This window comes from Vibrio proteolyticus NBRC 13287, assembly GCF_000467125.1.
In the GTDB taxonomy this organism is placed as follows: domain Bacteria; phylum Pseudomonadota; class Gammaproteobacteria; order Enterobacterales; family Vibrionaceae; genus Vibrio; species Vibrio proteolyticus.
This window is the reverse complement of record NZ_BATJ01000030.1, coordinates 12,623-35,764: the sequence shown is the minus strand read 5'-3', so window position 1 is coordinate 35,764 and position 23,142 is coordinate 12,623. Positions and strand designations below refer to the sequence as shown.

At 54.0% G+C, this 23,142-nt stretch carries 21 protein-coding genes; 9 read left to right on the top strand and 12 right to left on the bottom strand.

Annotated elements, in window-relative coordinates; translation table 11 throughout:
- The 6 genes from VPR01S_RS21295 to VPR01S_RS21270 form a co-directional block, all read left to right on the top strand.
- Nucleotides 1-542, top strand: a 542-nt coding sequence (locus tag VPR01S_RS21295; protein WP_021707433.1) for an ATP-binding cassette domain-containing protein, incomplete at its 5' end; no start/stop codon positions are given.
- An 86-nt stretch (nt 543-628) separates the two neighbouring features.
- Nucleotides 629-2,182, top strand: a complete 1,554-nt coding sequence (locus tag VPR01S_RS21290; protein ID WP_021707432.1) for an ABC transporter substrate-binding protein — start codon at nt 629-631, stop codon at nt 2,180-2,182.
- Nucleotides 2,183-2,336: 154 nt separating this feature from the next.
- Nucleotides 2,337-3,314, top strand: coding sequence for an ABC transporter permease (locus tag VPR01S_RS21285; protein ID WP_021707431.1), 978 nt, complete (start codon nt 2,337-2,339; stop codon nt 3,312-3,314).
- 2 nt (nt 3,315-3,316) lie between these two features.
- Nucleotides 3,317-4,255, top strand: coding sequence for an ABC transporter permease (locus tag VPR01S_RS21280; RefSeq protein ID WP_021707430.1), 939 nt, complete (start codon nt 3,317-3,319; stop codon nt 4,253-4,255).
- Nucleotides 4,256-4,400: 145 nt separating this feature from the next.
- Nucleotides 4,401-5,318 carry an SPOR domain-containing protein gene (locus VPR01S_RS21275; protein WP_021707429.1) on the top strand — a complete coding sequence of 306 codons (918 nt, stop codon included), beginning with the start codon at nt 4,401-4,403 and terminating at the stop codon, nt 5,316-5,318.
- A 119-nt stretch (nt 5,319-5,437) separates the two neighbouring features.
- On the top strand, nt 5,438-5,974 hold the full coding sequence (locus VPR01S_RS21270; protein ID WP_021707428.1) for a hypothetical protein: 537 nt from the start codon (nt 5,438-5,440) through the stop codon (nt 5,972-5,974).
- A gap of 62 nt (nt 5,975-6,036) precedes the next feature.
- On the opposite strand, the gene gorA is transcribed toward VPR01S_RS21270, so the two are convergent.
- Together gorA and VPR01S_RS21260 are read right to left on the bottom strand one after the other, a co-directional pair.
- Complete coding sequence (gene gorA / locus VPR01S_RS21265) at nt 6,037-7,392, bottom strand: glutathione-disulfide reductase (protein WP_021707427.1); 1,356 nt, start codon at nt 7,390-7,392, stop codon at nt 6,037-6,039.
- A gap of 138 nt (nt 7,393-7,530) precedes the next feature.
- Nucleotides 7,531-8,370 carry a 23S rRNA (adenine(2030)-N(6))-methyltransferase RlmJ gene (locus VPR01S_RS21260; RefSeq protein ID WP_021707426.1) on the bottom strand — a complete coding sequence of 280 codons (840 nt, stop codon included), beginning with the start codon at nt 8,368-8,370 and terminating at the stop codon, nt 7,531-7,533.
- Between the two features lie 166 nt (nt 8,371-8,536).
- Here VPR01S_RS21260 and prlC point away from each other — a divergent pair, with 166 nt between their 5' ends.
- Nucleotides 8,537-10,579: an oligopeptidase A gene (gene prlC, locus VPR01S_RS21255; RefSeq protein ID WP_021707425.1), complete on the top strand. Its 2,043-nt coding sequence runs from the start codon at nt 8,537-8,539 to the stop codon at nt 10,577-10,579.
- Nucleotides 10,580-10,695: 116 nt separating this feature from the next.
- The gene (locus VPR01S_RS21250; RefSeq protein WP_021707424.1) at nt 10,696-10,920 is read left to right on the top strand and encodes a hypothetical protein; all 225 of its coding nucleotides are present in this window, start codon (nt 10,696-10,698) and stop codon (nt 10,918-10,920) included.
- On the opposite strand, the gene VPR01S_RS21245 is transcribed toward VPR01S_RS21250, so the two are convergent.
- The 4 genes from VPR01S_RS21245 to VPR01S_RS21230 all read right to left on the bottom strand — a co-directional run bounded on the left by VPR01S_RS21245 (nt 10,917) and on the right by VPR01S_RS21230 (nt 13,359).
- Nucleotides 10,917-11,372 carry a DoxX family protein gene (locus tag VPR01S_RS21245; protein WP_021707423.1) on the bottom strand — a complete coding sequence of 152 codons (456 nt, stop codon included), beginning with the start codon at nt 11,370-11,372 and terminating at the stop codon, nt 10,917-10,919. The two genes, VPR01S_RS21250 and VPR01S_RS21245, sit on opposite strands and share 4 nt — an antisense overlap.
- Complete coding sequence (locus VPR01S_RS21240) at nt 11,365-12,150, bottom strand: HvfC/BufC N-terminal domain-containing protein (RefSeq protein ID WP_021707422.1); 786 nt, start codon at nt 12,148-12,150, stop codon at nt 11,365-11,367. The genes VPR01S_RS21245 and VPR01S_RS21240 overlap by 8 nt, the downstream gene beginning before the upstream one ends.
- Nucleotides 12,147-13,022, bottom strand: a complete 876-nt coding sequence (bufB, locus tag VPR01S_RS21235) for an MNIO family bufferin maturase (RefSeq protein ID WP_021707421.1) — start codon at nt 13,020-13,022, stop codon at nt 12,147-12,149. Before bufB ends, VPR01S_RS21240 begins: the two co-directional genes overlap by 4 nt.
- 76 nt (nt 13,023-13,098) lie before the next feature.
- Nucleotides 13,099-13,359, bottom strand: a complete 261-nt coding sequence (locus tag VPR01S_RS21230; RefSeq protein WP_021707420.1) for a BufA1 family periplasmic bufferin-type metallophore — start codon at nt 13,357-13,359, stop codon at nt 13,099-13,101.
- 333 nt (nt 13,360-13,692) lie between these two features.
- Here VPR01S_RS21230 and uvrD point away from each other — a divergent pair, with 333 nt between their 5' ends.
- Nucleotides 13,693-15,867, top strand: coding sequence for a DNA helicase II (uvrD, locus tag VPR01S_RS21225; protein ID WP_021707419.1), 2,175 nt, complete (start codon nt 13,693-13,695; stop codon nt 15,865-15,867).
- Nucleotides 15,868-15,926: 59 nt separating this feature from the next.
- Here uvrD and glaH read toward each other — a convergent pair whose 3' ends face one another.
- From glaH to rarD, 6 genes are all read right to left on the bottom strand, one after another.
- Nucleotides 15,927-16,877, bottom strand: a complete 951-nt coding sequence (gene glaH, locus VPR01S_RS21220) for a glutarate dioxygenase GlaH (RefSeq protein ID WP_021707418.1) — start codon at nt 16,875-16,877, stop codon at nt 15,927-15,929.
- A gap of 120 nt (nt 16,878-16,997) precedes the next feature.
- A complete protein-coding gene (locus VPR01S_RS21215) occupies nt 16,998-17,900 on the bottom strand; it encodes a LysR family transcriptional regulator (protein WP_021707417.1) in 903 nt (300 codons plus the stop codon).
- Between the two features lie 748 nt (nt 17,901-18,648).
- The gene (gene ggt / locus VPR01S_RS21210) at nt 18,649-20,397 is read right to left on the bottom strand and encodes a gamma-glutamyltransferase (protein WP_021707416.1); all 1,749 of its coding nucleotides are present in this window, start codon (nt 20,395-20,397) and stop codon (nt 18,649-18,651) included.
- A 90-nt stretch (nt 20,398-20,487) separates the two neighbouring features.
- A complete protein-coding gene (locus VPR01S_RS21205) occupies nt 20,488-21,162 on the bottom strand; it encodes a LysE family translocator (RefSeq protein ID WP_021707415.1) in 675 nt (224 codons plus the stop codon).
- 85 nt (nt 21,163-21,247) lie between these two features.
- Complete coding sequence (locus VPR01S_RS21200) at nt 21,248-22,042, bottom strand: helix-turn-helix domain-containing protein (protein WP_021707414.1); 795 nt, start codon at nt 22,040-22,042, stop codon at nt 21,248-21,250.
- 73 nt (nt 22,043-22,115) lie between these two features.
- Nucleotides 22,116-23,030, bottom strand: a complete 915-nt coding sequence (gene rarD / locus VPR01S_RS21195; protein ID WP_021707413.1) for an EamA family transporter RarD — start codon at nt 23,028-23,030, stop codon at nt 22,116-22,118.
- Nucleotides 23,031-23,142 lie beyond the last annotated feature (112 nt).

Sequence of the window (23,142 nt, the reverse complement as noted above, 5' to 3'; positions counted from 1 at the left end):
AGATGCAGATGGTGTTCCAGAACCCGTACACCTCGATGAACCCACGGATGAAAATTTTCGACATCATCGCCGAGCCGATCCGTTTCCACAAACTGACCAACAGTGAAGCCGAGACACGCCAGATCGTCAATGATCTGTTGGATCATGTTGGTCTGGGACGCATGGCCGGGGTGAAGTATCCGCATGAATTCTCCGGCGGTCAGCGACAGCGTATTTCGATTGCGCGTGCGTTGGCGACCCGTCCACGTTTGCTGATTTGTGATGAACCAACTTCGGCACTGGATGTGTCCGTGCAGGCGCAGATCCTGAACCTGCTGAAAGATCTCCAGGATGAGCTGAACCTGACCATGCTGTTCATCAGTCACGATTTACCGGTGATTCGCCAGATGTGCGACCGGGTGGGCGTCATGCAGATGGGAACCTTGCTGGAAGTCGCGCCGACGGAGCAACTGTTCCAGAACCCGCAGCATGAATACAGTAAGCAACTGATTTCTTTAATGCCTGAATTCACAGGCTTGAGAGAAGAAGTAAAAACGGCGTAAGCCAATAATGTCCAAGCGAGCTTGGTCTTAGAAACAGAAGCAAATACAACAACTAGGGATTGGATTCCCGCATAAGGAGTTATGCAATGAAAACCATGAAAAGCAAACTGGCAGTGGCTTTGATGGCAGCAGGGCTGAGCTTTAGCGCCGCCGCCGCCGACATTACCGTCGCTTACGACGCAGACCCGGTATCACTGGATCCACATGAGCAACTGTCTGGCGGTACACTGCAAATGTCTCACATGGTGTTCGATCCGCTAGTTCGTTACACACAAGATCTGGACTTTGAAGCGCGTCTGGCTGAGAAATGGGAGCGTATCAACGACACGACTTTCCGTTTCCAACTGCGCAAAGGCGTGAAGTTCCATTCAGGTAACGAGCTGACAGCGGATGATGTGGTCTGGACGTTTGACCGTCTGAAAAACTCACCGGATTTCAAAGCGATCTTTGAACCGTATGAGAAAATGGTCAAAGTCGACGACTACACGGTTGACCTGGTGTCGAAAGGCGCTTACCCGTTGGTACTGCAAACGGCGACCTACATTTTCCCAATGGACAGCAAGTTCTACTCAGGTAAGACCGACGATGGTAAAGACAAAGCGGAGCTGGTGAAACACGGCAACTCTTACGCGTCTACCCACGTTTCTGGCACGGGGCCGTTTATCGTGACGGCACGTGAACAGGGCGTAAAAGTAGAGTTTGAACGTTTTAAAGACTACTGGGACAAAGACACGCAAGGCAACGTTGACCACCTGACGCTGGTGCCAATCAAAGAAGACGCGACGCGTGTGGCTGCTTTGCTGTCAGGCGACGTTGACATGATCGCGCCAGTGGCACCGAACGATCACAAACGGGTGGAAGAAGCTAAAGGGGTCGATCTGGTGACACTGCCGGGTACCCGTATCATCACTTTCCAGATGAATCAGAGCAGCAACGAAGCTCTGAAAGACGTGCGTGTGCGTCAGGCCATCGTGAATGCAATCAACAATGAAGGCATCGTGAAGAAAATCATGAAGGGCTTCGCCACCGCTGCAGGCCAGCAAGGGCCTTCGGGTTATGCCGGTTACGATTCCGCTCTGGTGCCTCGCTACGATCTGAACAAAGCCAAAGCACTGATGAAAGAAGCGGGTTATGAGAAAGGCTTCACGCTGACCATGATCGCACCGAACAACCGCTACGTGAATGACGCGAAAGTGGCCCAAGCGGTCGCAGCGATGCTGTCAAAAATCGGCATCAAAGTGGATCTGAAGACCATGCCGAAAGCTCAGTACTGGCCAGAGTTTGATAAGTGTGCGGCGGACATGCTGATGATCGGTTGGCACTCTGATACCGAAGATTCAGCCAACTTCTCTGAGTTCCTGACCATGACCCGTAACGAAGAAACCGGTAAAGGTCAGTACAACTGCGGTCACTACTCAAACCCAGAAGTCGACAAGCTGGTGGAAGCGGCGAACGTGGAAACCGATCCGGCGAAACGTGCCAAGATGCTGCAAACGGTTGAAGCCACCTTGTACAACGATGCGGCGTTTGTACCACTGCACTGGCAAAACCTGGCGTGGGGCGCGAAATCTAACGTCGATATCAAGCCGATCGTCAACGCAATGAACTTCCCTTACTTTGGTGATCTGGTGGTCAAATAACCCCAGTCCCGCAAAGGCGTCCGCTTAGGCGGATGCCTTTGAGTAACTTTTGGTGCTTAGCTTTGTTTCAGTCGGGTTAAGTGCCATTTTTGAGGCTGAATTTCTCTCTTCTGCCCGGATTCGGCAGAAGTTCAAGGATAGAAAGGGGCAAGGAATGTTTTCGTTTCTGGTCAAGCGCCTGTTTCAGGCACTGATAGTGATGTTTGTGATCAGTTTGGTGGCGTTTGCCATTCAGGATAACCTGGGTGACCCATTGCGTGAGCTTGTCGGTCAGTCGGTTTCTGAAGCAGAACGTCAGGCACTGCGTGATGAGTTGGGCCTGAATGATCCCTTCGTGACTAAATACACTCGTTTTGTGACCAATGCGCTGCAAGGCGATTTGGGTACGTCATATTTCTTCAAACGTCCTGCGGTGGACGTGATCCTCGATAAATTGGTTGCCACGCTTGAACTGGTGTTTGGCGCCACGGTGATCATCATCGTGCTCTCGATACCGCTCGGCGTTTATTCCGCCATTCACCCCAAAAGTTTTTTCACCAAAGTGGTGATGGCGTTCAGTAGTATTGGTATTTCGATCCCGGTGTTCCTGACCGCGATCATGCTGATGTACATTTTCTCGATAGAGCTGGGCTGGCTGCCGTCCTTTGGCCGCGGCGAGACCGCGAACTGGTTGGGCTGGGAGTCCGGTTATTTTACGCTTGACGGGCTGGCGCATCTGATTCTGCCGTGTGTCTCTCTGGCGTCGATTATGCTGCCGCTGTTTATCCGTCTGGTTCGCTCTGAAATGCTGGAAGTACTGAGCTCGGAGTACATCAAATTCGCCAAAGCGAAAGGTCTGGCGCTGAACAAAATCTACTATCAGCACGCGCTGAAAAACACCATGCTGCCGGTTCTGACCGTCGGTGGGGTGCAAATCGGTACGATGGTGGCCTACACCATCCTGACCGAAACTGTGTTCCAGTGGCCGGGGACCGGTTTCCTTTTCCTTGAAGCCATCAACCGGGTAGATACACCGCTGATCACCGCGTACGTCATTTTCGTCGGCCTGATTTTTGTGGTGACCAACACCATCGTTGACTTGATGTACGGTCTGATCAACCCGACCGTGAATCTGACCGGAAAAGGAGCATAATCATGCAAACTGTTACTGCGGCTCCTTCTCGTTGGGAGCGTTTCAAAAAATCCGATTTTCTTTACTATTTCCTGCGCGACAAAGTTGCCATGTTCAGCTTTGCCATTTTTATGGTGATTCTGTGTTTGTCGCTGGTGGCCCCTTTGGTGTCACCGAGCGATCCGTACGACCTGGCCGCGATTGACATTATGGACTCAGAGCTGCCGCCATCCTGGATGGCAGACGGTGATGCCCGTTTTGCTCTGGGAACGGACAACCAGGGGCGCGATATTCTGTCGACCATTTTGTACGGTTCACGCCTGTCGCTGACGATAGGTTTCCTGGCGGTTGGCCTGCAATTGTTGCTGGGGATCGTGATTGGTCTGTCAGCGGGCTATTTCGGTGGCCGGATCGACAGCTTCCTGATGCGTTTTGCCGATGTGCAGCTGTCGTTCTCGACCATGATGGTGGCGATCATTGTCTCGGCCATTTTCAAAGCCAGCTTTGGCAGCGAATTTTACAGCGAATACGCCGTCTTGATGCTGGTGGTGATCATCGGTGTGGCGGAGTGGCCGCAATACGCACGAACCATACGTGCGTCAGTTCTGGCGGAAAAGAAGAAAGAGTATGTTGAAGCGGCGCGCGTGATGGGCTTTAAATCGATGCGCATCATGTTCCGTCACATACTGCCGAACTGTTTGTCGCCTATCCTGGTGATTTCGACGGTGCAGGTGGCGAACGCCATTATGTCGGAAGCGGCTCTGTCGTTCCTCGGGCTGGGGCTGCCTGTCGACCAACCGTCGCTTGGCTCGCTGATCAGTATTGGTTTTAACTACATCTTCTCTGGTTCGTGGTGGATCACTGTCTTCCCTGGCATCGTTCTGGTGACTCTGGTGTTGGTGATCAACCTGCTGGGCGACTGGTTGCGTGACGTATTCAACCCGAAAATCTATAAAGGTTGATGACATCGATTGATTTTAAATCAATTATCTCCCTAAACTAAGAGCCGTAAGTGATTACGGCTCTTTTTTTGCATTCGGTTTCATACATTGAGAGTCGTCCTGAAAAAGTCACGAAAAAAGGTATACAACGCGTATGGATATGAGCATGGCAAAGATGTCTAAAGTTCGCTGTTCCTCACTGCTCGGCTTGGTGGCGCTGATATTGTCGGCCCCATTATCGGCGGCGCAGAGCGAGGAGTTTCTCTGTGATGCCACGCAAGCCTCCACCAATGAATTGCCGGTACTGGACAAGTCTTGCCCGATCGGCAAAGGGTTATGGGGCAATCAGACGCCGCGTGCCCAGCAGTCCAGTTTCTGGATTCAGTGCGGCATGCTGACCAAACCCATGCCGCTGGCGACGGCCGCTCGCCTGTATCAACACCTTTCGGTAGATGTGTGGGGGAAGCCGGAGAAGCAAGGCTTTCGGTGCCTGATTGGTCCGTATGAGGATTTCGCTCAGGCCAAGCGTGAACTGGCGGCAGTGAAGCGCGTGCCGGGTTACCAGGAAGCTTTTATCCGCGAAGTGGCGAAAGGGGCGCCGGTCAAAGCCGTGTCCGCCAATCCGCCGAGTGTAAAATCCAAGCCGGTGACCCGGGTTGCCGCGGCTAAGCCAGCGCAGGCCGCGAAACCGGTGGCAAACAAGCCCGCTCCTGCTGCCAAACCGGCCCCGGCCAGCAAAGCCAGCAGTAAAAATGAGATCAGTATCCGGTTGCAAACTCAAATCGCCGGCACCACCTACAGCGTGCCGTATCTGATGTTCAGTGATGAACAGTTTTACATGGAACACGGTTTACCGTGGAACCGGCTCAGCTACGAGCGTGCGCTGCAAACCTGCCGCAAGATCGGCATGCGCCTGCCGGGAGAAACGCAGTGGCAGACCTTGCTTGATACTAAAGTGATGGAGAAAAAACAGTGGCCGATCCACCTGCCGTACTGGGGGGCTGAACGCAAAGGGCTGTTTACCAGTGGCAAGGTCAATCAACTCAGCGGCTCCTCACTGTTAAATGTGATGTGCGTAAAGTAGCAGGCGGGGTTTGACCGCCCGTTAACAATTCATGACGGCAGTTTGACTAAATAATGGTCACACCTCTTAGAGTGGAATGGCAACGCACACCATTCGACCACAACATCTAAAGGTGCCCTATGAAAAAATTGCTAACTTTGCTGACATTGTCCGCTGCGGTCGCAGCATCTCCCGTGATGGCACAGGGTGAGACTCAAGATACCAAAGCCAATCTGCAACAGGCGATCGCACAGAGCCAGCAGATCAGTCAGCGGGTCGGGGAAATCCAGCAGGAGCTGGCGACCATTAAACAGAAAGCGTATGAGCAGGACCCTGAACTGGTGAATGCCACGGAAAAAGCCAATGCCACTCTGGAGAAGAAAGCCAAAGAAGTCGGGTATGATCCGCAAGGCTTTGAGCAGGCGCTACAAAGTGCCCGGACGAAACTGGCCGACAAAGGCCTGACGGAAAGTGAGCGCCAGTCGATCCTGACCAAACTCAAAGCCCAGCAACAGCAACAAGCGGACAAACGGACACAGTTTTTGGCGAACCCAGACGTTCAGCAAGTCAATCAACAGCTGCAGAAGAAACTGGTGGCGGCGATGAATAAAGTTGATCCCGACACCAGCAAACTGCTGAAAGAGCTGGATGGGCTGATCAAATCGATGAAGTCATAATCGCGTTTCACGCACGCATAAAAAAGGCCGCATTTGCGGCCTTTTTTCGTTGTGACTGGTGCTCAGCGCATCGTCACGAATTCTTCGCTGCCGGTAGGGTGGATCGCCACAACCGAATCGAAGTCGGCTTTGGTTGCGCCCATCTTCATCGCCACGCCAAAGCCTTGGATCATCTCATCGACCGTGAAGCCAATGCCGTGTAGACCAACCACTTTCTCATCGTCGCCCGCACACACCAGTTTCATCTTGCACGGTTGACGGTGCTTGGTGACTGCGGTGTACATCGCGGTGAAACCTGAGGTGTAGACTCTCACGTTGTCTGCACCGAATTTGGCGATGGCTTCTGGTTCAGTCAGACCGATGGTGCCGATTGGTGGGTGGCTGAAGACCACGGTTGGGACCAGGTCGTAGTCCATTTTCGCGTTTGGTTTGTTGTTGAACAGACGCTCAGACAGTTGACGACCGGCTTTCACTGCCACCGGGGTGAGCTCGATACCACCTTCCATGATGTCGCCAACACAGTAGATGCCAGCAACGTTGGTTTCCTGGTATTCGTCGACTTTGATATAGCCTTTGTCGTTGGTAGTCACACCGGTTGAGGCCAGGTTGATTGCGTCTGTGGCCGGATGACGGCCGATCGCCCAGATCAGCTGATCGACGTTTTGACTTTCACCATTTTCCAGATGCAGAGTCAGGCTGCCGTCGGCTTCTTTGACGATCTCTTTTGGTACCGAGTGGGTGTGCAGTTTCGGACCTTCCGCATCCATCACTTCAACCAACGTCTCAATGATCATTGGGTCAAAGCTGCGCAGTGGCGACTCTTTACGCACAAATAAATGCGTTTCAGTGCCGAGTGCGTGCAGTACACCGGCGATTTCAACCGCGATGTAACCCGCGCCAACCACGGCGACGCGTTTGGGCTGTTCTGCCAGATCGAAGAAACCGTTGGAATCGATGCCGTGTTCAGCTCCCGGAATGTCAGGGATCGTTGGACGACCGCCGACGGCGATCAGGATATGATCCGCGGTGTAGTGTTCGCCGTTCACTTCAACGGTTTTCTCGTCAACAAACTTAGCAAAGCCTTTGATGACATTGACTTTGTTGTTGCCCAATACGCGGTCGTAAGATTGGTGGATACGGCCAATATACGCCTGACGACTCTCAACCAGTTTGCTCCAGTCGAAGCCTTTCACATCCACGTTAAAACCGTAATCTTCGGCGTACAGGTTCATCGCTTCTGCGATTTGCGCACCGTGCCACATCACTTTCTTTGGCACACAGCCGACGTTGACACAGGTACCGCCCAGATCTTGTGCTTCGATGAGTGCGACTTTGGCACCGTACATTGCCGCGCGGTTGGCGGATGCGATACCGCCGCTACCGCCGCCGATACAGATATAATCAAAATGAGTCGCCATGACTTTCTCCAAATGGTGTTGTCCCTGGTTTCCTTGCCCGAGTCCCTGGGGTGGGGAACCAAATTTTGTGGTTAATCTTTAGATGAGGGCAGATCGGCTGAACTCAATCCACCCGTATAAATTCGTCGTACGCCGGAGTTACTCCGGCACAATCCACTCGACTTTATAATGACCGGTCGCCGGCGCAATTGCTTCTTTAAGGAAAGGCAAAATCTCGTTCATCTGGCTTTCCAGCTTCCATGGTGGATTGATCACTATCATGCCAGAAGCGGTCATACCATGCTCGTTGGTGTCGGGTGCCACCCCCAGTTCAATTTGTAAGATTTTGCGAATGCCGAGTCCTTGCAGGCCTTCAATCATGTCCTCGATATCACAGCGATTCACCACCGGGTACCAGATGGCGTAGATGCCCGTCGCCCAGCGTTTGTAGCTGTGGTAGATCGCCTGGACCACATCGCGATATTCGCGTGCCAGTTCGTACGGCGGATCAATCAGCACCAAGCCACGTCTTTCCTTCGGTGGCAGGCTGGCTTTGAGGCGGGAAAAGCCGTCTTCTTTGTAAATGCTGACCTGACGATCACGGTGAAATTCCTGCTCCAGCAGCGGGTAGTCGCTTGGGTGCAGTTCAGTCAGCACCATACGGTCGTGCGTGCGCAGATGAGCCCGGGCAACGCGCGGTGAGCCTGGGTAGTAGCGTAGCGTGTCGCCGTTGTTAAGTTGTCTAATTGCATCCAGATAGCTTTGAATTTCCTGCGGAATGTCTTGCTGCTGCCAGACGCGCGCGATACCTTGCTTGTACTCGCCGGTTTTCTCTGCCCACTCATGGGTCAGATCGTAACGGCCGACCCCAGAATGGGTATCGTGGTAAACAAAGGGTTTCTCTTTCTGCTTGAGCGCGTTGAGGATCAGGCTCTGAACAATGTGTTTCACTACGTCAGCGTGGTTGCCGGCGTGGAAACTGTGGCGATAACTTAACAAATCAGACTCTCGAAACGACCCCAATCGGTGTCGTGCAACAATAAACGTATATGCTCGATTATACGCCACTATTGAAAATTGCTGAACCTACCTATATTTACTATTTAATACCTCAAGATTATTAAGCGTGCCGCTTCGGGCACTTTTGCAGCAAAAGGAATGATTTATGTCGAACCCGCTTCTCACCTTTACCGACTTACCGCCGTTTTCGGCGATTAAGCCGGAACATGTCAAACCTGCGGTCGAGCAGGCGATTGCCGACTGCCGCGCCAAGATAGAAGCCGTGCTGGAAAGTGACCAGGCGCCAAGCTGGGACAGCATCGTCGCGCCGATCGAGGAAGTGGATGATCGCCTCAGTCGCATCTGGTCGCCGGTCAGTCACATGAACTCTGTGGTCAACAGTGAGGAGCTGCGCGAGGCGTACGAAAGTTGTCTGCCTTTACTGTCCGAGTACGGCACTTGGGTGGGGCAGCATAAAGGGCTGTTTGAAGCGTATAAGGGCATCAAAGCCAGTAAGGATTTTGCTTCCTTAAGCCGCGCTCAACAGAAAACCATTAATGATGCGCTGCGTGATTTTGAACTGTCCGGCATAGGTTTGCCAGCGGCGGAGCAGCATCGCTACGGTGAAATCAGCAAGCGCATGTCGGAGCTGAGTTCGCAGTTTTCCAATCATGTACTTGATGCAACCATGGGCTGGACGAAGCAGGTGACCGATGTCGAGCAACTGGCCGGCATGCCGGAATCGGCGCTGGCAGCAGCGAAAGCCGCGGCACAGGCCAAAGAGCTGGACGGTTACCTGCTGACGCTCGATATCCCGTCTTATCTGCCGGTGATGACTTACTGTGACAATCAGGCGCTGCGTCAGGAGTTGTACGAAGCGTACGTGACCCGCGCCTCAGACCGTGGCCCGAATGCCGGGAAATGGGACAACAGCGACATCATCAGCGAGCAGTTGAAACTGCGTCACGAAGTTGCGCGTATGCTTGGCTTTCACAGCTACAGCGAGAAATCTCTGGCCACCAAAATGGCGGAAACACCCGAGCAGGTGTTGGGCTTTCTCAATGATCTGGCCGGCCGAGCCAAAACGCAGGGTGAGCGTGAAGTGGACGCATTACGCCAGTTCGCCAACGCAGAGTTCGGTGTGGATGAACTGAACCTGTGGGATATTGCTTACTACAGTGAAAAACACAAACAACACCTGTTCCAGATCTCCGATGAGGAGCTGCGTCCATATTTCCCGGAAGCCAAAGTGGTCAGCGGGCTGTTTGAAGTATTGAAACGGGTCTTTGGCATGTCAGTGCAAGAACGTCAGGGGGTGGAAACCTGGCACGAGTCGGTGCGCTTTTTCGATATTCTCGATGCGAATGGTCAGTTGCGCGGTAGCTTCTATCTCGACCTGTACGCACGTGAGCACAAGCGTGGCGGTGCCTGGATGGACGAATGCCGCGTGCGTCGCATCAATGCCCTGGGCGAGTTGCAGACGCCAGTGGCTTATCTGACGTGTAACTTTAACCGCCCGGTCGGCGATAAGCCGGCGCTGTTTACCCATGATGAAGTTGTGACGCTGTTCCATGAATTTGGTCACGGGATCCACCACATGCTGACCCAGGTTGAAACGGGCGCGGTGTCGGGCATCAATGGGGTACCTTGGGATGCGGTGGAGCTGCCGAGTCAGTTCCTGGAAAACTGGTGCTGGGAAGAAGATGCACTGGCGTTTATTTCCGGCCATTACGAAACCGGCGAACCTCTGCCGAAAGCGATGCTGGAAAAAATGCTGGCGGCCAAGAACTTCCAGTCGGCGATGTTCATTCTGCGTCAGTTGGAGTTTGGGCTGTTCGATTTCACCTTGCACACCGAGTACGATCCGGAGATTGGTCCACGAGTGCTGGAAACGCTGGCCGAAGTGAAAGCCAAAGTGGCTGTCCTGCCAAGCCTGGAATGGAACCGGTTTTCGCACAGCTTCAGCCACATTTTTGCTGGTGGTTACAGCGCCGGTTACTACAGCTATCTGTGGGCAGAAGTGTTGTCTGCTGATGCTTTTTCCCGTTTTGAAGAAGAGGGCATTTTTAACCCGCAGACCGGCCAGAGTTTCCTGAACAATATTCTGGAAATGGGCGGCAGCGAAGAGCCGATGGAACTGTTCAAACGCTTCCGAGGCCGTGAGCCGCAAATCGATGCGCTGCTGCGCCACAGTGGTATCGCCGCCTGAGCGCGGTGTCTGCCGCCGGTGAAAATTGAGTAAATAAAACGATAAACCCACCCGCGACGGGTGGGTTTATTCGTTACGTCAGTGATATATTGAGTGGCATGATAAAAGGAGTGCTTATGTCGAAATTTACCCAAGCGTTATGGCTGACCACTGGAATCCTCCTCGGCGTGACAGGATGTGCCGAACTGAAAGAAGCTGGCCGCACGGTTGGTCATGCCACCCGTGACGCCACGACGGCGATTGGTCATGCTACCCGAGATACCACCAAAGCCATCGGGCATGCTTCGCGTGACGCCGTCAACTCGGTCAAAGACGATTTATCTGGCGACAGCAGTGACTAATTCTGCAGTTGTTGGCGCAGCAACCTATCCAGCGACAGCGGGCCGGCGCCCCACAGCATAACTATGAGTAGCATCAAGCCCCACAACTGATGGTCATAAAACCCTTTTTCCCACAATAGCGGGTAGGACACCACGGCCACAATATTGAAGGCGAACAACAAGGTGGCCATCGGCCGTGTCAGTAGCCCCAGGACAACAAACAGCGGCAGTATCAGCTCCGCTGCGGTGCCAAGATAGGCGGCCCATTGCCACGGCAGAAGCGGCACCTGATATTCAAACTCAAACAGGTATAAGGTGCTGTCCCACGAGGCGATTTTAACCAGCCCGGAATTGAAAAACACCCAGCCCACCCATGCCCGACACAGCAATAAGAGCACCGGAATGCCGATACTCTGTAAGCGGCGCACCTGCGCATCGTAATCGCTGAGCCTGTGTTTGATCGCCTTACACATGTGTATCTCCTTGTGTACATTCACTGTTGTGTTGCAGTGAGAAGCCGCACAACCAGTCGTGTTGCATTAAATCATTCAGTCCGCTCAGCAGTGCCGGTGGAATCGCGCCCAGTGAGTGCTGATGTTTCACATGAAACATCAACTGATAGGCCGCATCAGACAGCGATTGCAGTTGCAGGCGACCATCGGCGTGAGCGGCAATCACACCAACTTGCGGTCGGGACAAATCCAGATCATCAAAGTGCTGCTGGTGGATGGCATGCCATAAATCAAACACAGCGTAGTCACTGGCGAGGCACAACACGCCGGGTCTGAGGTGCAGACACAGCGCCGTGTGCTGTTCGGCTGGCACTTCGGCCAGTTTTTCCATTGGCTGGCACGTAGCGGGTCGCTGTTCGGCCTGCGCCTGACGCGCCCGATCGATCTGCCATTCAAATTCAGCCAGTGCAACTGCGTAGGGCGCCGCTTTGAGCACCTCGGTAAACTGCCCAACGGTTTCCGCCAGTCCGGCGCCATAATGAGTGACATCGCCTTCGTTGAGGGGGTGATGCAACACATGGTGACGGGCTATCTGGGCAAAGCACGCTTCCCCCAGCACTTGCTCCAGCAGCGGATAGGTTGCACTGAGCACCTCGCCGAGACTCACCACAAAATGATTGCGGTAGATTTGCAGTCTCTGCTCGGCGCTGAAGTGATCGCTGTTTACGCCGCATTGCTCGCCGTCAGCGTGATAACACAGCGCATTAGCAAACTGGTGTTGCAACTCAGCCAGCGTCATGATGAACACCTCATCTTGGGGTCAGCCGCGTTTAACCGCTGGCTGGCTTTGGCTGCTTCGGTGAGCAAAACGGCGGGTTCTGGAATGTCGCTATCCCACTCAATCAGCGTTCGACGTGGGCCGTGTTGTTGTAACCAGGCGTCATACAGCTGCCAGACGGCATCACTCACTGGCCGGCTGTGTGTATCGATCCAAATCTCGCCCTGCTCGAGGGTTTTGACGGTGTAGCCAGCCAGATGAATTTCATCGACGGCCTCTGCCGGCAGGGCATTTAGGTAGGTCTGGCAGTCGAAGCCGTGATTAAACGCCGACACATGCACATTGTTCAGATCCAGCAGCAGACGGCAATCGGTACGGGCCTGGACAGCACGTAAAAATTCCCATTCACTGATGGTTGAGTGCTGAAATGTCAGGTAACTGGAGGGATTTTCAATCAGCATTGGCCGGCCCAGGTATTCCTGGACTTCGCTGACGTTGCGGCAAAAAACCGTCAACGCTTCTTCGGTGTAGGGCAAGGGCAGCAAATCATTAAAGTAATGACCGCCGTGCTGACTCCAGCTCAGGTGGTCAGAAATTAAGATGGGATGGATCTCATCCACCAGCGCTTTGAGTCGGACCAAGTGTGTGCGACTGACCCGTTCGGCGCTGCCGAGTGACAGGCCGATGCCGTGACAGCTGATGTGGTAGTCCCGGGCCAATTGACGCAATTGCTGTCTCTGGGGGGAGAAGGGCTGAAAGTAGTTTTCGCTGTGGATCTCCAACCAGCTGAGTGGCGGAGTCTGAGCACAGAAGTAATCCAGGTGAGGCGCCCGCAACCCGACCCCGCTCAGAGGATGAAAGGGCGTCGTGATGTTGTGGCTGGTGGATGGCATAAGGGTTGTCTCACGAATTGGCGCAGGAAGCAAAGTAAGGAGCGCTGTACCAATCCACAGCGCGCCTTACTGGGGATTATGAAGACTGAGTAGTGCCACCGGCCAGCTTGTCGCACAGGCCTTTCGGGACAACGACAAACGCATCTTTCATATGGTCTTCTTTGGCGGTGCCCGCGCATGAGCTGGATTTGGTCGCGCAGTCGTTTTTGCCTGCTTTGGCGACGCCGTAGCACTTCTCTTTTTCTGCGGCCGCAGCCGGGGTAGCGGTCAGCATAGTGCCACCCAGTGCCAGTAAGCCGGTGACTGCCGCGGTAACGGCCAGATTCGATTTCTTCATCATCAATTCCTCAGACGGTTGTTTACTTTCCTTCGTATGTCGGCAAAGACGGCCAGGCGAATTGCCTGCTTTGCTCCCTTAAGAAGATAGATAAAGCCGGGGAAAACTTTCACAAAAAATATACATTTTCGCTTTTTTATTCGATTTTGTTATTTAACAAACTGATTCCATGTGAGAATTTTTTTGTTTCGTGACCCCTTGCGCCACCAGCCAACCCGGTTTTGTTTGGCCGGTATCAGCGCGCTCGCGGCGGAGATTTGACCGCCAGCGCGTGCATCTTGACCGCACTTGGGTATAATCAGACTTTATGTATAAATAACCAGTAGCTGTGCCATGATGGATCCCTCTTTATTACTCGACGGCCTTAACGATAAACAACGCGAAGCGGTGGCCGCTCCGCTGGAGAACCTGCTGGTTCTGGCCGGGGCCGGCAGTGGTAAAACCCGGGTGCTGGTGCATCGGATTGCCTGGTTGATGTCGGTGGAACAGGCCTCGCCGTTTTCAATCATGTCGGTGACGTTTACCAACAAAGCGGCGGCGGAGATGCGCGGCCGGATTGAAGAATTGATGATGGGCAGTGCCTCCGGGATGTGGAACGGCACGTTTCACGGTATCTGTCACCGTACTCTGCGCGCTCACTATCTGGACGCGAAGCTGCCGGAAGATTTTCAGATCATCGACAGTGATGATCAGCAGCGTTTGCTGCGCCGCCTGATTAAGGCACAGAACCTGGATGAGAAACAGTGGCCGCCACGTCAGGTAGCCTGGTGGATTAACGGCAAGAAAGACGAAGGCCTACGTCCGGCGCACATCGATGCGTATCACGATCCGATCACCAAAACTTATCTGCAGTTGTACAGCGCGTATCAGGAAGCGTGTGATCGCGCCGGACTGGTGGATTTCGCCGAGATTTTGCTGCGTGCGCACGAGTTACTGCGTGAGAAAAAGCACATTCGTGAACACTACCAGGCGCGTTTCAAACACATCCTGGTTGATGAGTTTCAGGACACCAACAACATCCAGTACGCCTGGCTGCGTATGATGGCTGGGCCGGATTGCCATGTAATGATCGTCGGTGATGATGATCAGTCGATTTATGGCTGGCGCGGCGCGAAAGTTGAAAATATTGAAAAGTTCACGCTTGAGTTTCCAAGCGTCAACACCATCCGTCTGGAGCAGAACTACCGCTCGACCAAAACCATTTTGGAAGCCTCCAATACCTTGATCGCCAATAACACCGAACGGATGGGCAAAGAGCTGTGGACCGACGGTCAGTCGGGCGAGCCGATTTCGGTGTACTCGGCCTACAATGAGTTGGACGAAGCGCGTTTTGCCGTGAGTAAAATCAAAGAGTGGCAGGATAAGGGAGGCGTACTGACAGACGCCGCCATGCTGTATCGCAACAATGCCCAGTCGCGGGTACTGGAAGAGGCACTGATTCAGGCTGGTTTGCCTTACCGGATTTATGGCGGGATGCGCTTCTTCGAACGTCAGGAAATCAAAGATGCCCTCAGCTATTTGCGTTTGATGGCCAACCGCAATGACGATGCGGCGTTTGAACGAGTGGTTAATACGCCAACCCGCGGGTTGGGCGACAAGACACTGGAAACGATCCGTTTCGCAGCTCGTGATCGGGGCTGCACCATGTGGGAAGCGAGTGTGGCGCTGCTGGATGAGCAGGTATTGCCGGGACGGGCGGCCGGAGCGCTGGGCCGTTTTGTTGAGCTGATCCATGCGCTGGAAGATGACACTGCCGAGATGCCTCTGTATGAGCAGACTGACCACGTGATCAAATCGTCGGGCTTGTTTGCGATGTATGAGCAGGAGAAAGGTGAGAAGTCCAAAGCGCGGATTGAAAACTTGGAAGAGCTGGTCACCGCAACCCGGCAGTTTGAAAAGCCGGAAGAAGCGGAAGAGATGACGCTGCTGACGGCGTTTTTGACGCACGCAGCACTGGAAGCGGGCGAAGGGCAAGCGGATGAGTTTGAAGATGCGGTACAACTGATGACTCTGCATAGCGCCAAAGGTCTGGAATTTCCACTGGTCTTTATGGTTGGGGTGGAAGAGGGCATGTTCCCTAGCCAGATGTCGGCCGAAGAAGCTGGCCGTCTCGAAGAGGAGCGCCGCTTGTGTTACGTCGGCATGACCCGGGCAATGGAAAAACTCTACATCACCTACGCAGAGATGCGCCGTTTGTATGGTCAGGACAAATACCACAAACCGTCCCGCTTTATCCGTGAGTTGCCGCAGCACTGCCTGGATGAAGTGCGGATGAAAGCTCAGGTCAGTCGCCCGACCAGCAGTGGCCGTTTCAGCCAGACCGCGGTGAAAGAGAACTTCAACGAAACCGGTTTTAGTCTGGGGTCGCGGGTGATGCACCCGAAATTCGGTGAAGGAACCATCATCAATTTTGAAGGCAGCGGGCCTCAAAGCCGGGTACAGGTCGCGTTCAACGGTGAGGGCATCAAATGGCTGGTGACCGCGTACGCCAAACTGGAACAGTTATAAAACCAATCCATCTACACTCACGCCGCGCCTAGCGCGGCGTTGTTATTTTTACTGTGTGCTTAACGCGAAAAACAGCCGCGCAGGCGCAATAACTCACGACTCAGCTCGGGGTGCGGAATGAACTTGTCCCGCCCGTGCAGCCAGCGATGATTGTGGACCACCAGCATCGCCCCGACTGGCACGCGTACGTTGAAGCAGTGGTTGTCGCGCTCGAGCGATTCCCCCATTTCATACAGGTACAACCCTTCCGCCAGATTTTTGGGTTTGGCGAACTGGTCGATAAAGAGCATGTGGGGCAGACCGTTATCGTCCTGTTCGAAAAAAACTGCATGCTCAATGTCGTAACCGGTGTTCTTGCTGGGTGGCGCGCCCCAGGTCATGGGTTGGCTGGCGAGCGGGTGATGATAAAAACGCGCCAGCTCCTGCCAGTCATCCAGGTGCAGCAGCAGTGAGTCTCCGCCCTGCATGTTCTGCTCCTGCATTTTCATCATCAGTACAAAATCGGTGCGCTCTTTGACGTACGTGCCGTCGTTGTGCAATTCCATCCGTCGGTGTGCCTGACGCAGGTAACTGTCGCTGTTATCGGCATTTTTGACCGTAAAGCGGGCGTAATATTTGCCGTACATGGCATCAAAATTGGGCAAGCCGATCAGGTGTGACACCGCTGTGGACAGTTTGACAAAATCGTCCCGCTGCGCGTCATCATTTCGCCAGTTGGCCTGTGTTTGTGTATCGGCCTGGAGCAGAAAAGCACCATGGGCGCGATCATCGATGATGTTTCTCAGCAAAGGTTGCAACTGGCGTCCGGATGCCAGATCGAGCGCGTCGGCCACCGAAAAACGCAAAAATGGCTTGTATTCAATCGCTTGTAGATCCCAGCGTGCGCTGAGCTGCTGGAACTGATTCAACAGCGCCTGGCTGAGGGTTACGACTTGCAGGCGGGCATTATTGGGGTGAGGCTGCACCTCAAGCAGGGGGTTATCGGGCTGAGAGGGGTGAAGTTGCGTCATGGTCATTCCTTGTCGAAAACCCGCGTCCTGGCGGCGTTATTGAGTGAATACAAGGTTAGCAGGTGACCGTTTATCTAAACAATATATTGATGTGATAGTTTCAATCTATAAAAGTGATAATTACTCAACACCACTGTGCTCGGTGGATAACGGCTGATGCCAGGCCTGCATAAATTCGAGGAAAGTCCGGGCAGCGTGGGACAGATAATGGCTGCTCTTCCAGCCGAGGCCAAATTCGAGCTTCAGCGCTGGCTGAAAAGGGACACACACTAAGGGGTCATGTGGTTGAACGATGCGGCGCAGACAGGTACTGATCCCCAGCTCACGCCCCACCAGCGTCTTGACCAGTTCAATCAGGTTGGTTTCAAAGCGCACATCGGGGGAGAGGTGGTGCTGGCGGCAGTGACGACTGACGGCTTCACGCAGCAGATAGCCTTCACGAAACAGGACCAGCGGTTCACGGCAGAACTCGTCCAGTGTGACAAAGGGCTGGGCAGTAAAGTGATGCTGCCGGCTGACGCAGGCGACAATTTCCTCGGCGCATAAACGCACATAGCGCAACTGATTCAGCGGCTGATCGCTGCGCACAAACGCCAGGTCCAGCTCGCCGTCCAGCAACATGCGCTGTAGTGTGGCGCTGCCGTGTTCCTGTACCCGGATGCGGATGTGCGGATAGCGTTCAGCAAACGCAGCCAGTGCCTGGGGAAGAAAGTAAGACCCGAGCATCGCCGAAACGCCAAAATCAATCTCACCCCGCTCCAGACCTTTCAGTTCATTCATTTCCCGCCGGGCTTGCTCGACATCTTCAAGGATACGCTGCGCGTGCGTCAGCAGACGGCGCCCGTCAGCGGTCAGTTGGATTTGGCGATGATTGCGATTGATCAGTTTGAGGCCGAGTTCCTGCTCTAGCTTTTGCATTGCAACGCTGAGGGCTGATTGGGCAATGTCGAGCTGATCGGCCGTTTTGGTGAAGCTGCCGGTGTGAGCCAGTGCCACAAAATAATGCAGGCGTTTGATGTCCATACGGTTGCGCCACAGTTACGGGGGAGACTGATACTCTAGCGTCTCACCGACCGGGTGCAATCGGATTTGGCGCTTGCAGCCGATGACAATCGCAGGAGCAGAATGCGATCACAGTTTTGTGGCAAAGAAAAACCCCGAGGGCTTGCGCCCATCGGGGTTATAGTCTTACTCGCAGCAATCCAGCTACTCAAAGTGCTCCATGCATCAAATCCATGATAGTGTGCTGTATTCCGTCAGCGCAGTCCTTTCATCGCCATCCTAGCGGTGTCCTCGACCTTATCCTGGTCCGCTAACCATCCTCGTTAGCTCACATCACTTGTTCCCTGAGCGGTGTCCCTGGCATCATCCTGATGCTGAGTCCTTGCCTCGTCCAGAGGTGTCCATTTCCCATCCTTAGTAGTAACCATCCTAGTCACTATTGCGTCCGTTCAATGTCCGTTTCGCTGTCCTTGCCCGATCATTCATCCTGAATAACCGTCTCTTCATCCTGAAGATTACCTGTTCCGTGGTAATTCCTGTTCCGTGTCAGTATCCTTCCGACACCCTTCATCTTACGGTTTCCGCCCAACTCAGCAATATTGTGAAATCGATTTCTTTTTATTGAGGATGACTAAAATACAATCAAGTCTTTTAGTATCAATAAGTTATTGTTATCTATCTGCCTTTGTCTCAGCAAAAAAGCGATTTTGACTCACCCGCTTGTGAGAGATCTCGCACAAGCGGGTGAGACGATCCGCCATAAGATCTTTTATTCGCCGATCGCAGCCCCTTCCCGGCGAGGATCCGCAGCGCCTTCCAGACCGTCGGCGGTGATCCGAATGGCGTGCAGGCCGGAGTTGAGGTCACGCACGTTCACCTTAAAGCCCATATTCTCCAGTTGCGGTGCCAAACGCTCGGCGGCGGTACCTTGTTCGATGTCCAGTTCTCCAAAGCGGTTGAGCAAATGCGGCTGATTGATCGCCTGCTGGATATCCATACCCCATTGAGTGTGGGCAATCAGCGCCTGGGCAACGTAGCCGATGATCCGGCTGCCGCCAGGTGAGCCAATCGCCATATAGGGCTGGTCATTGTGCATCACGATGGTGGGCGCCATCGAAGAGCGTGGCCGTTTGCCCGGTTCAAGGTGGTTAGCTATCGGCCGGCCGTCACTGTGGGTGCGGAAGGAAAAGTCGGTCAGTTCATTGTTGAGCAGGAATCCGCGAACCATCAGCCGTGAACCAAACGCGTTCTCTATCGTGGTGGTGATGGAGACAACGTTGCCATCCCGGTCGACGACATTAAAGTGGCTGGTGGAGGGCAGCTCAATGGATTCATCGCGGCTGAGACGCAGCGCATGTTGCCAGGGTGGATTACCGGCGGTGGCATTGCCAAGTGCCTGACCGACTTTGATCAACTGAGCGCGGTCTTGCAGATAAGCTTGGTCGAGCAGGCCTTGGGTCGGCATGGGGACGAAGTCTTGATCCGCCATGTACAGACCCCGGTCTGCAAAAGCCAGTTGTGAAGCGTCGGCGATCACCTGCCAGGATTTGGGATTGTCTGCGCCCCAAGCTTTAAGATCGTACGTTTCGGTCATCGCCAGGATCTGACCAACCGTCAGCGCCCCGGAACTGGGTGGTCCCATGCCACAGATGTCGTAGCTGGCGTATGCGGCACACACTGGTTCACGCTGTTTGATGGTGTAGGTATCAAAGTCTTTCAGAGCCAGCACTCCCGGATTGCCGGGGGCGTTTTGCACCGTTTTCACGATATCAGCAGCAATGTCGCCCTGATAGAATGCATCGGCGCCGCGTTTGGCGATGGCATTGAGCGTGGCGGCGTATTGCGGATTTTTCAGCAAGGTGCCTGCCGTTTTCGGTGTGCCGTCGGGATTAAAGAAGTAGGCTTTGGTGGCCGGGAAACGGCTCAGTCGTTCTGCATCGCCGGCAATCAGTGTGGCCAGGCGTGGGCTGATGGTGAATCCTTGTTCGGCGAGGGCGACCACAGGTTCAATCAGTTTTTTCCATTCCAGTTTGCCGTACTTCTGATGAGTATCCCACAACAGCTTGACTGTGCCCGGTGTCGCAACCGAGCGGCCACCCACCACCGCATCATAGAACTGCAGTGGTTGACCCTGCTCGTCGAGGAATAACGTCGGGGTTGCATTGAGTGGAGCGGTTTCACGCCCGTCATAACTGGTTAATTGCTGCTTTTTGGCATCCCAGTAGACCAAAAATGCCCCTCCGCCGATCCCCGATGATTGTGGCTCAACCAAGCCCAGCATCAGCTGCACGGTGACCATGGCATCGATCGCGTTGCCACCTTGTTTGAGAATGTCGGCGCCGGCCTGTGTTGCGACCGGATTCGCCGCCGTCACCATGTAATTCTGGGCTTTCACCAGCTGTTTCTGTTCCAGGCCGCTGCTCTGTTCCGGTGCGACACTGTCGGCGGCTTGATCGGCCCAGCAAGCTCCTGAGGCAACCAACATTGATGTGGTGAGGAAAGTGGTTTTCCACTGCATCATTTTCTCCTTGTTATCGTGAATGCAGGTTCAGATTGGCAGTGGAATGTTGCAAGGTCTAGTGGTTTGTTGGCGATTTGTAACGTTGAATCAAAAATTGAACAACGGACTCAGTGCAAGGAGGGATTGCCACAAAATACTGACACCAATTAGGGTGAAAATGAGCCCGCACAGCCCATCAATATAGACACTCAGAGATTGCAGGCGGCGTTGCAGACGTTCGGTCGACAAAGCCCAAGCAAGAAATGAGAACCACAGCAGTGACAGGCTGAACAGGATCACCAGAGCAATCCCCTTGCCGCCGAGCGACATACCGGCCGGCACCAGGCTCGACATCAGGCTGACAAAGAACACCAAGGCTTTTGGGTTGAGCAGGTTGGTGGCAAAGCCGCGTGAAAAGGCCTGACGTTTATTGCTCAGCAGCTGATCCGGTTTGGGCGCGCCCGGGTCTGTGTCTTGCGGAGCGCGATGAGCACGCCAGATCGCTGTCAGTGCTCCGATGCCGAGATAGAGCAAATAACTGCCCCCGGCCAGTTGCAACAGGGCGAACAGTGCGGGGTGTTGATGCACCAGAAAGCTCACGCCGGTCAGGCTAAACAAGGAATGGAGCAGAATGCTACATGACAAACCCAGGGCAATAAACAGCCCGGTCTGGCGGCCGTAACGGGTGGCGTTTTGCACCACCAGGGCAAAGTCTGGCCCCGGACTCATCAGAGCAATAAAGTGGACCCCGGCGAGTGTGGCGAGAATGGTTATTTCGTTCATAAGCGAATCTTCACTCTATAGTTTGAGAGCTTGAGTATGACAAGCGGTCAGCCTAGGCGATTGTAAATTTCTGACAGCCGGCCCGTCAGTTGACCTGTGAGGGGCAAATCCCGAACGAGAGTTTGAATGCCTTGCTGAAGTGTGCCTGATCGTAAAAGCCGACTTGATGGGCGACATCGGTGCCCGACAACCCGGATTTCAGCAGCTTCATCGCCTGCTCCAGACGTAAGCGACTGAGCCAGGCGTACGGCGTGATCCCCATGCGCGCTTTAAAATGGCGTTGAAATTGAGTCGGACTGAGCTGGCACAACGCCGCCAGCTGTTCGAGTCTGACCGGTTGGTCCAGATTGGCCAGCAAATACTGCTTGAGCATGTCGACCGACTGCTCACCGAGCGGAATGCAGTCGCGCCGTTTTAGCGCGCCGTATCGATCAAACAATTGATTGAAGCCTTCAAACGGCAGGCAGTCTTTGGCCAACTGGCTGAGGTCGGGGACGCTCAGCCAGCGGTGCAGGTTAAGCAGTTGTGAATAGATTGCAGGATCCGCGATGATCAACTGCTCAAAGCTGATGATTTGACCGGCTTGGCGTGGATCCGCCAGATCACTGAACCAGTCAGGATCGATCGCAAACACGCGTGTCTGGTAACCGGAATCGTGTTGCGACTGGCCGTCGTGCAGCTCGTCAGGCTGCATGATCACAAATTCCCCCTGACCGACCAGATGAGAGCGTCCCTGATGGCGGAATTTCTGTTGGCCTTGGGTGATCAACCCGATGTGGAAATCGAGGTGATAGTGGCGAGAGAAGGCAAAACGCTGATAGTTGCCTTCTATCAGACTGACGGCCTGGCTGGGAGAGGTGTGGTAACTGACGTGATCCATCGCGATAAAAAAAGCTTGGTTACTGAGTAACCAAGCTTATCCCGCACTGTGGTGATTGTCTTGTAAAAAACGATCACTTCGCGATGGCGGCGGCGCGTGAACGACGGTTGTTTCTCAGACCATCGATACTGAACACCACCAGTGCGCCCCAGATAAAGGCGAAGGTGATGGCTTTATCGAGAGTAAAAATTTCACCGTACACCAGCACAGCCAGCAAGAACATCAGGCTGGGGCCGATGTACTGGAAGAAGCCCAGCGTCGACAGCTTCAACCGGGTGGCGGCGCCGGTAAAACACAGCAGTGGCAGTGTGGTGATCACACCGGCGGCGACCAGCAACAGGTTGAGTGACCACGGATTGGCTGTCATGTCTGAGGTTGCGCTGTCGGCCATGGTCAGCAGATAAACCGCCGCAACCGGAAACAGCAGCAGCGTTTCAATAAACAGGCCAGTTTGTGCATCCAGACTGACTTTTTTGCGCAGCAGGCCATAAAAACCAAAGCTCATCGCCAGTGCAATGGCGACCACGGGGACGGAGCCGAACGCGATCAACTGCACCAGCACACCGCAGGTGGCCAGAGTGACCGCAAACCACTGCATTTTGCGCAGCCGCTCGCCGAGAAACACCATCCCGAGCACCACGTTGAATAATGGGTTGATGTAATAACCGAGACTGGCGTCGAGCATATGGTTGGCGTTGACCGCCCAGATAAATATCAGCCAGTTGCCGCCGACCAGCAGCGCGGTGGACAGCAGATACAGCATGTTGCGTTTCGAACTCATGACCTCAAAAACGGTGCGCCAGCGACGGCCAAAATGGAGTAGGGCTGCGAGCAGGAAAAACGACCAGACGATCCGGTGACTGAGAATTTCCAGTGGTGACACTTCGGCGATCGACTTAAAGTAGATCGGCGCGATGCCCCACATGGTGTAAGCACCGACCGCGAGCAGGATGCCCTGGCGTGCTTTTTGTTGTTCATCAGGTGTCATGTGACATCACTTATTGATTTACTATCCGAATGAGCAGTATACGAGCGACAATGTGAATCACCTAACATTTTGCGGTTTTATTCACCATCAAACGCCACTACAATGTGCGCTC

Excerpts from the sequence above, each read along its gene's own strand:
- VPR01S_RS21290 (WP_021707432.1), top strand. The coding sequence starts at position 629 with ATGAAAACCATGAAAAGCAAACTGGCAGTGGCTTTGATGGCAGCAGGG.
- VPR01S_RS21285 (WP_021707431.1), top strand. The coding sequence starts at position 2,337 with ATGTTTTCGTTTCTGGTCAAGCGCCTGTTTCAGGCACTGATAGTGATG.
- VPR01S_RS21280 (WP_021707430.1), top strand. The coding sequence starts at position 3,317 with ATGCAAACTGTTACTGCGGCTCCTTCTCGTTGGGAGCGTTTCAAAAAA.
- VPR01S_RS21275 (WP_021707429.1), top strand. The coding sequence starts at position 4,401 with ATGGCAAAGATGTCTAAAGTTCGCTGTTCCTCACTGCTCGGCTTGGTG.
- VPR01S_RS21270 (WP_021707428.1), top strand. The coding sequence starts at position 5,438 with ATGAAAAAATTGCTAACTTTGCTGACATTGTCCGCTGCGGTCGCAGCA.
- gorA (WP_021707427.1), bottom strand. The coding sequence starts at position 7,392 with ATGGCGACTCATTTTGATTATATCTGTATCGGCGGCGGTAGCGGCGGT.
- prlC (WP_021707425.1), top strand. The coding sequence starts at position 8,537 with ATGTCGAACCCGCTTCTCACCTTTACCGACTTACCGCCGTTTTCGGCG.
- VPR01S_RS21250 (WP_021707424.1), top strand. The coding sequence starts at position 10,696 with ATGTCGAAATTTACCCAAGCGTTATGGCTGACCACTGGAATCCTCCTC.
- VPR01S_RS21245 (WP_021707423.1), bottom strand. The coding sequence starts at position 11,372 with ATGTGTAAGGCGATCAAACACAGGCTCAGCGATTACGATGCGCAGGTG.
- VPR01S_RS21240 (WP_021707422.1), bottom strand. The coding sequence starts at position 12,150 with ATGACGCTGGCTGAGTTGCAACACCAGTTTGCTAATGCGCTGTGTTAT.
- bufB (WP_021707421.1), bottom strand. The coding sequence starts at position 13,022 with ATGCCATCCACCAGCCACAACATCACGACGCCCTTTCATCCTCTGAGC.
- VPR01S_RS21230 (WP_021707420.1), bottom strand. The coding sequence starts at position 13,359 with ATGAAGAAATCGAATCTGGCCGTTACCGCGGCAGTCACCGGCTTACTG.
- uvrD (WP_021707419.1), top strand. The coding sequence starts at position 13,693 with ATGATGGATCCCTCTTTATTACTCGACGGCCTTAACGATAAACAACGC.
- glaH (WP_021707418.1), bottom strand. The coding sequence starts at position 16,877 with ATGACGCAACTTCACCCCTCTCAGCCCGATAACCCCCTGCTTGAGGTG.
- VPR01S_RS21215 (WP_021707417.1), bottom strand. The coding sequence starts at position 17,900 with ATGGACATCAAACGCCTGCATTATTTTGTGGCACTGGCTCACACCGGC.
- ggt (WP_021707416.1), bottom strand. The coding sequence starts at position 20,397 with ATGCAGTGGAAAACCACTTTCCTCACCACATCAATGTTGGTTGCCTCA.
- VPR01S_RS21205 (WP_021707415.1), bottom strand. The coding sequence starts at position 21,162 with ATGAACGAAATAACCATTCTCGCCACACTCGCCGGGGTCCACTTTATT.
- VPR01S_RS21200 (WP_021707414.1), bottom strand. The coding sequence starts at position 22,042 with ATGGATCACGTCAGTTACCACACCTCTCCCAGCCAGGCCGTCAGTCTG.
- rarD (WP_021707413.1), bottom strand. The coding sequence starts at position 23,030 with ATGACACCTGATGAACAACAAAAAGCACGCCAGGGCATCCTGCTCGCG.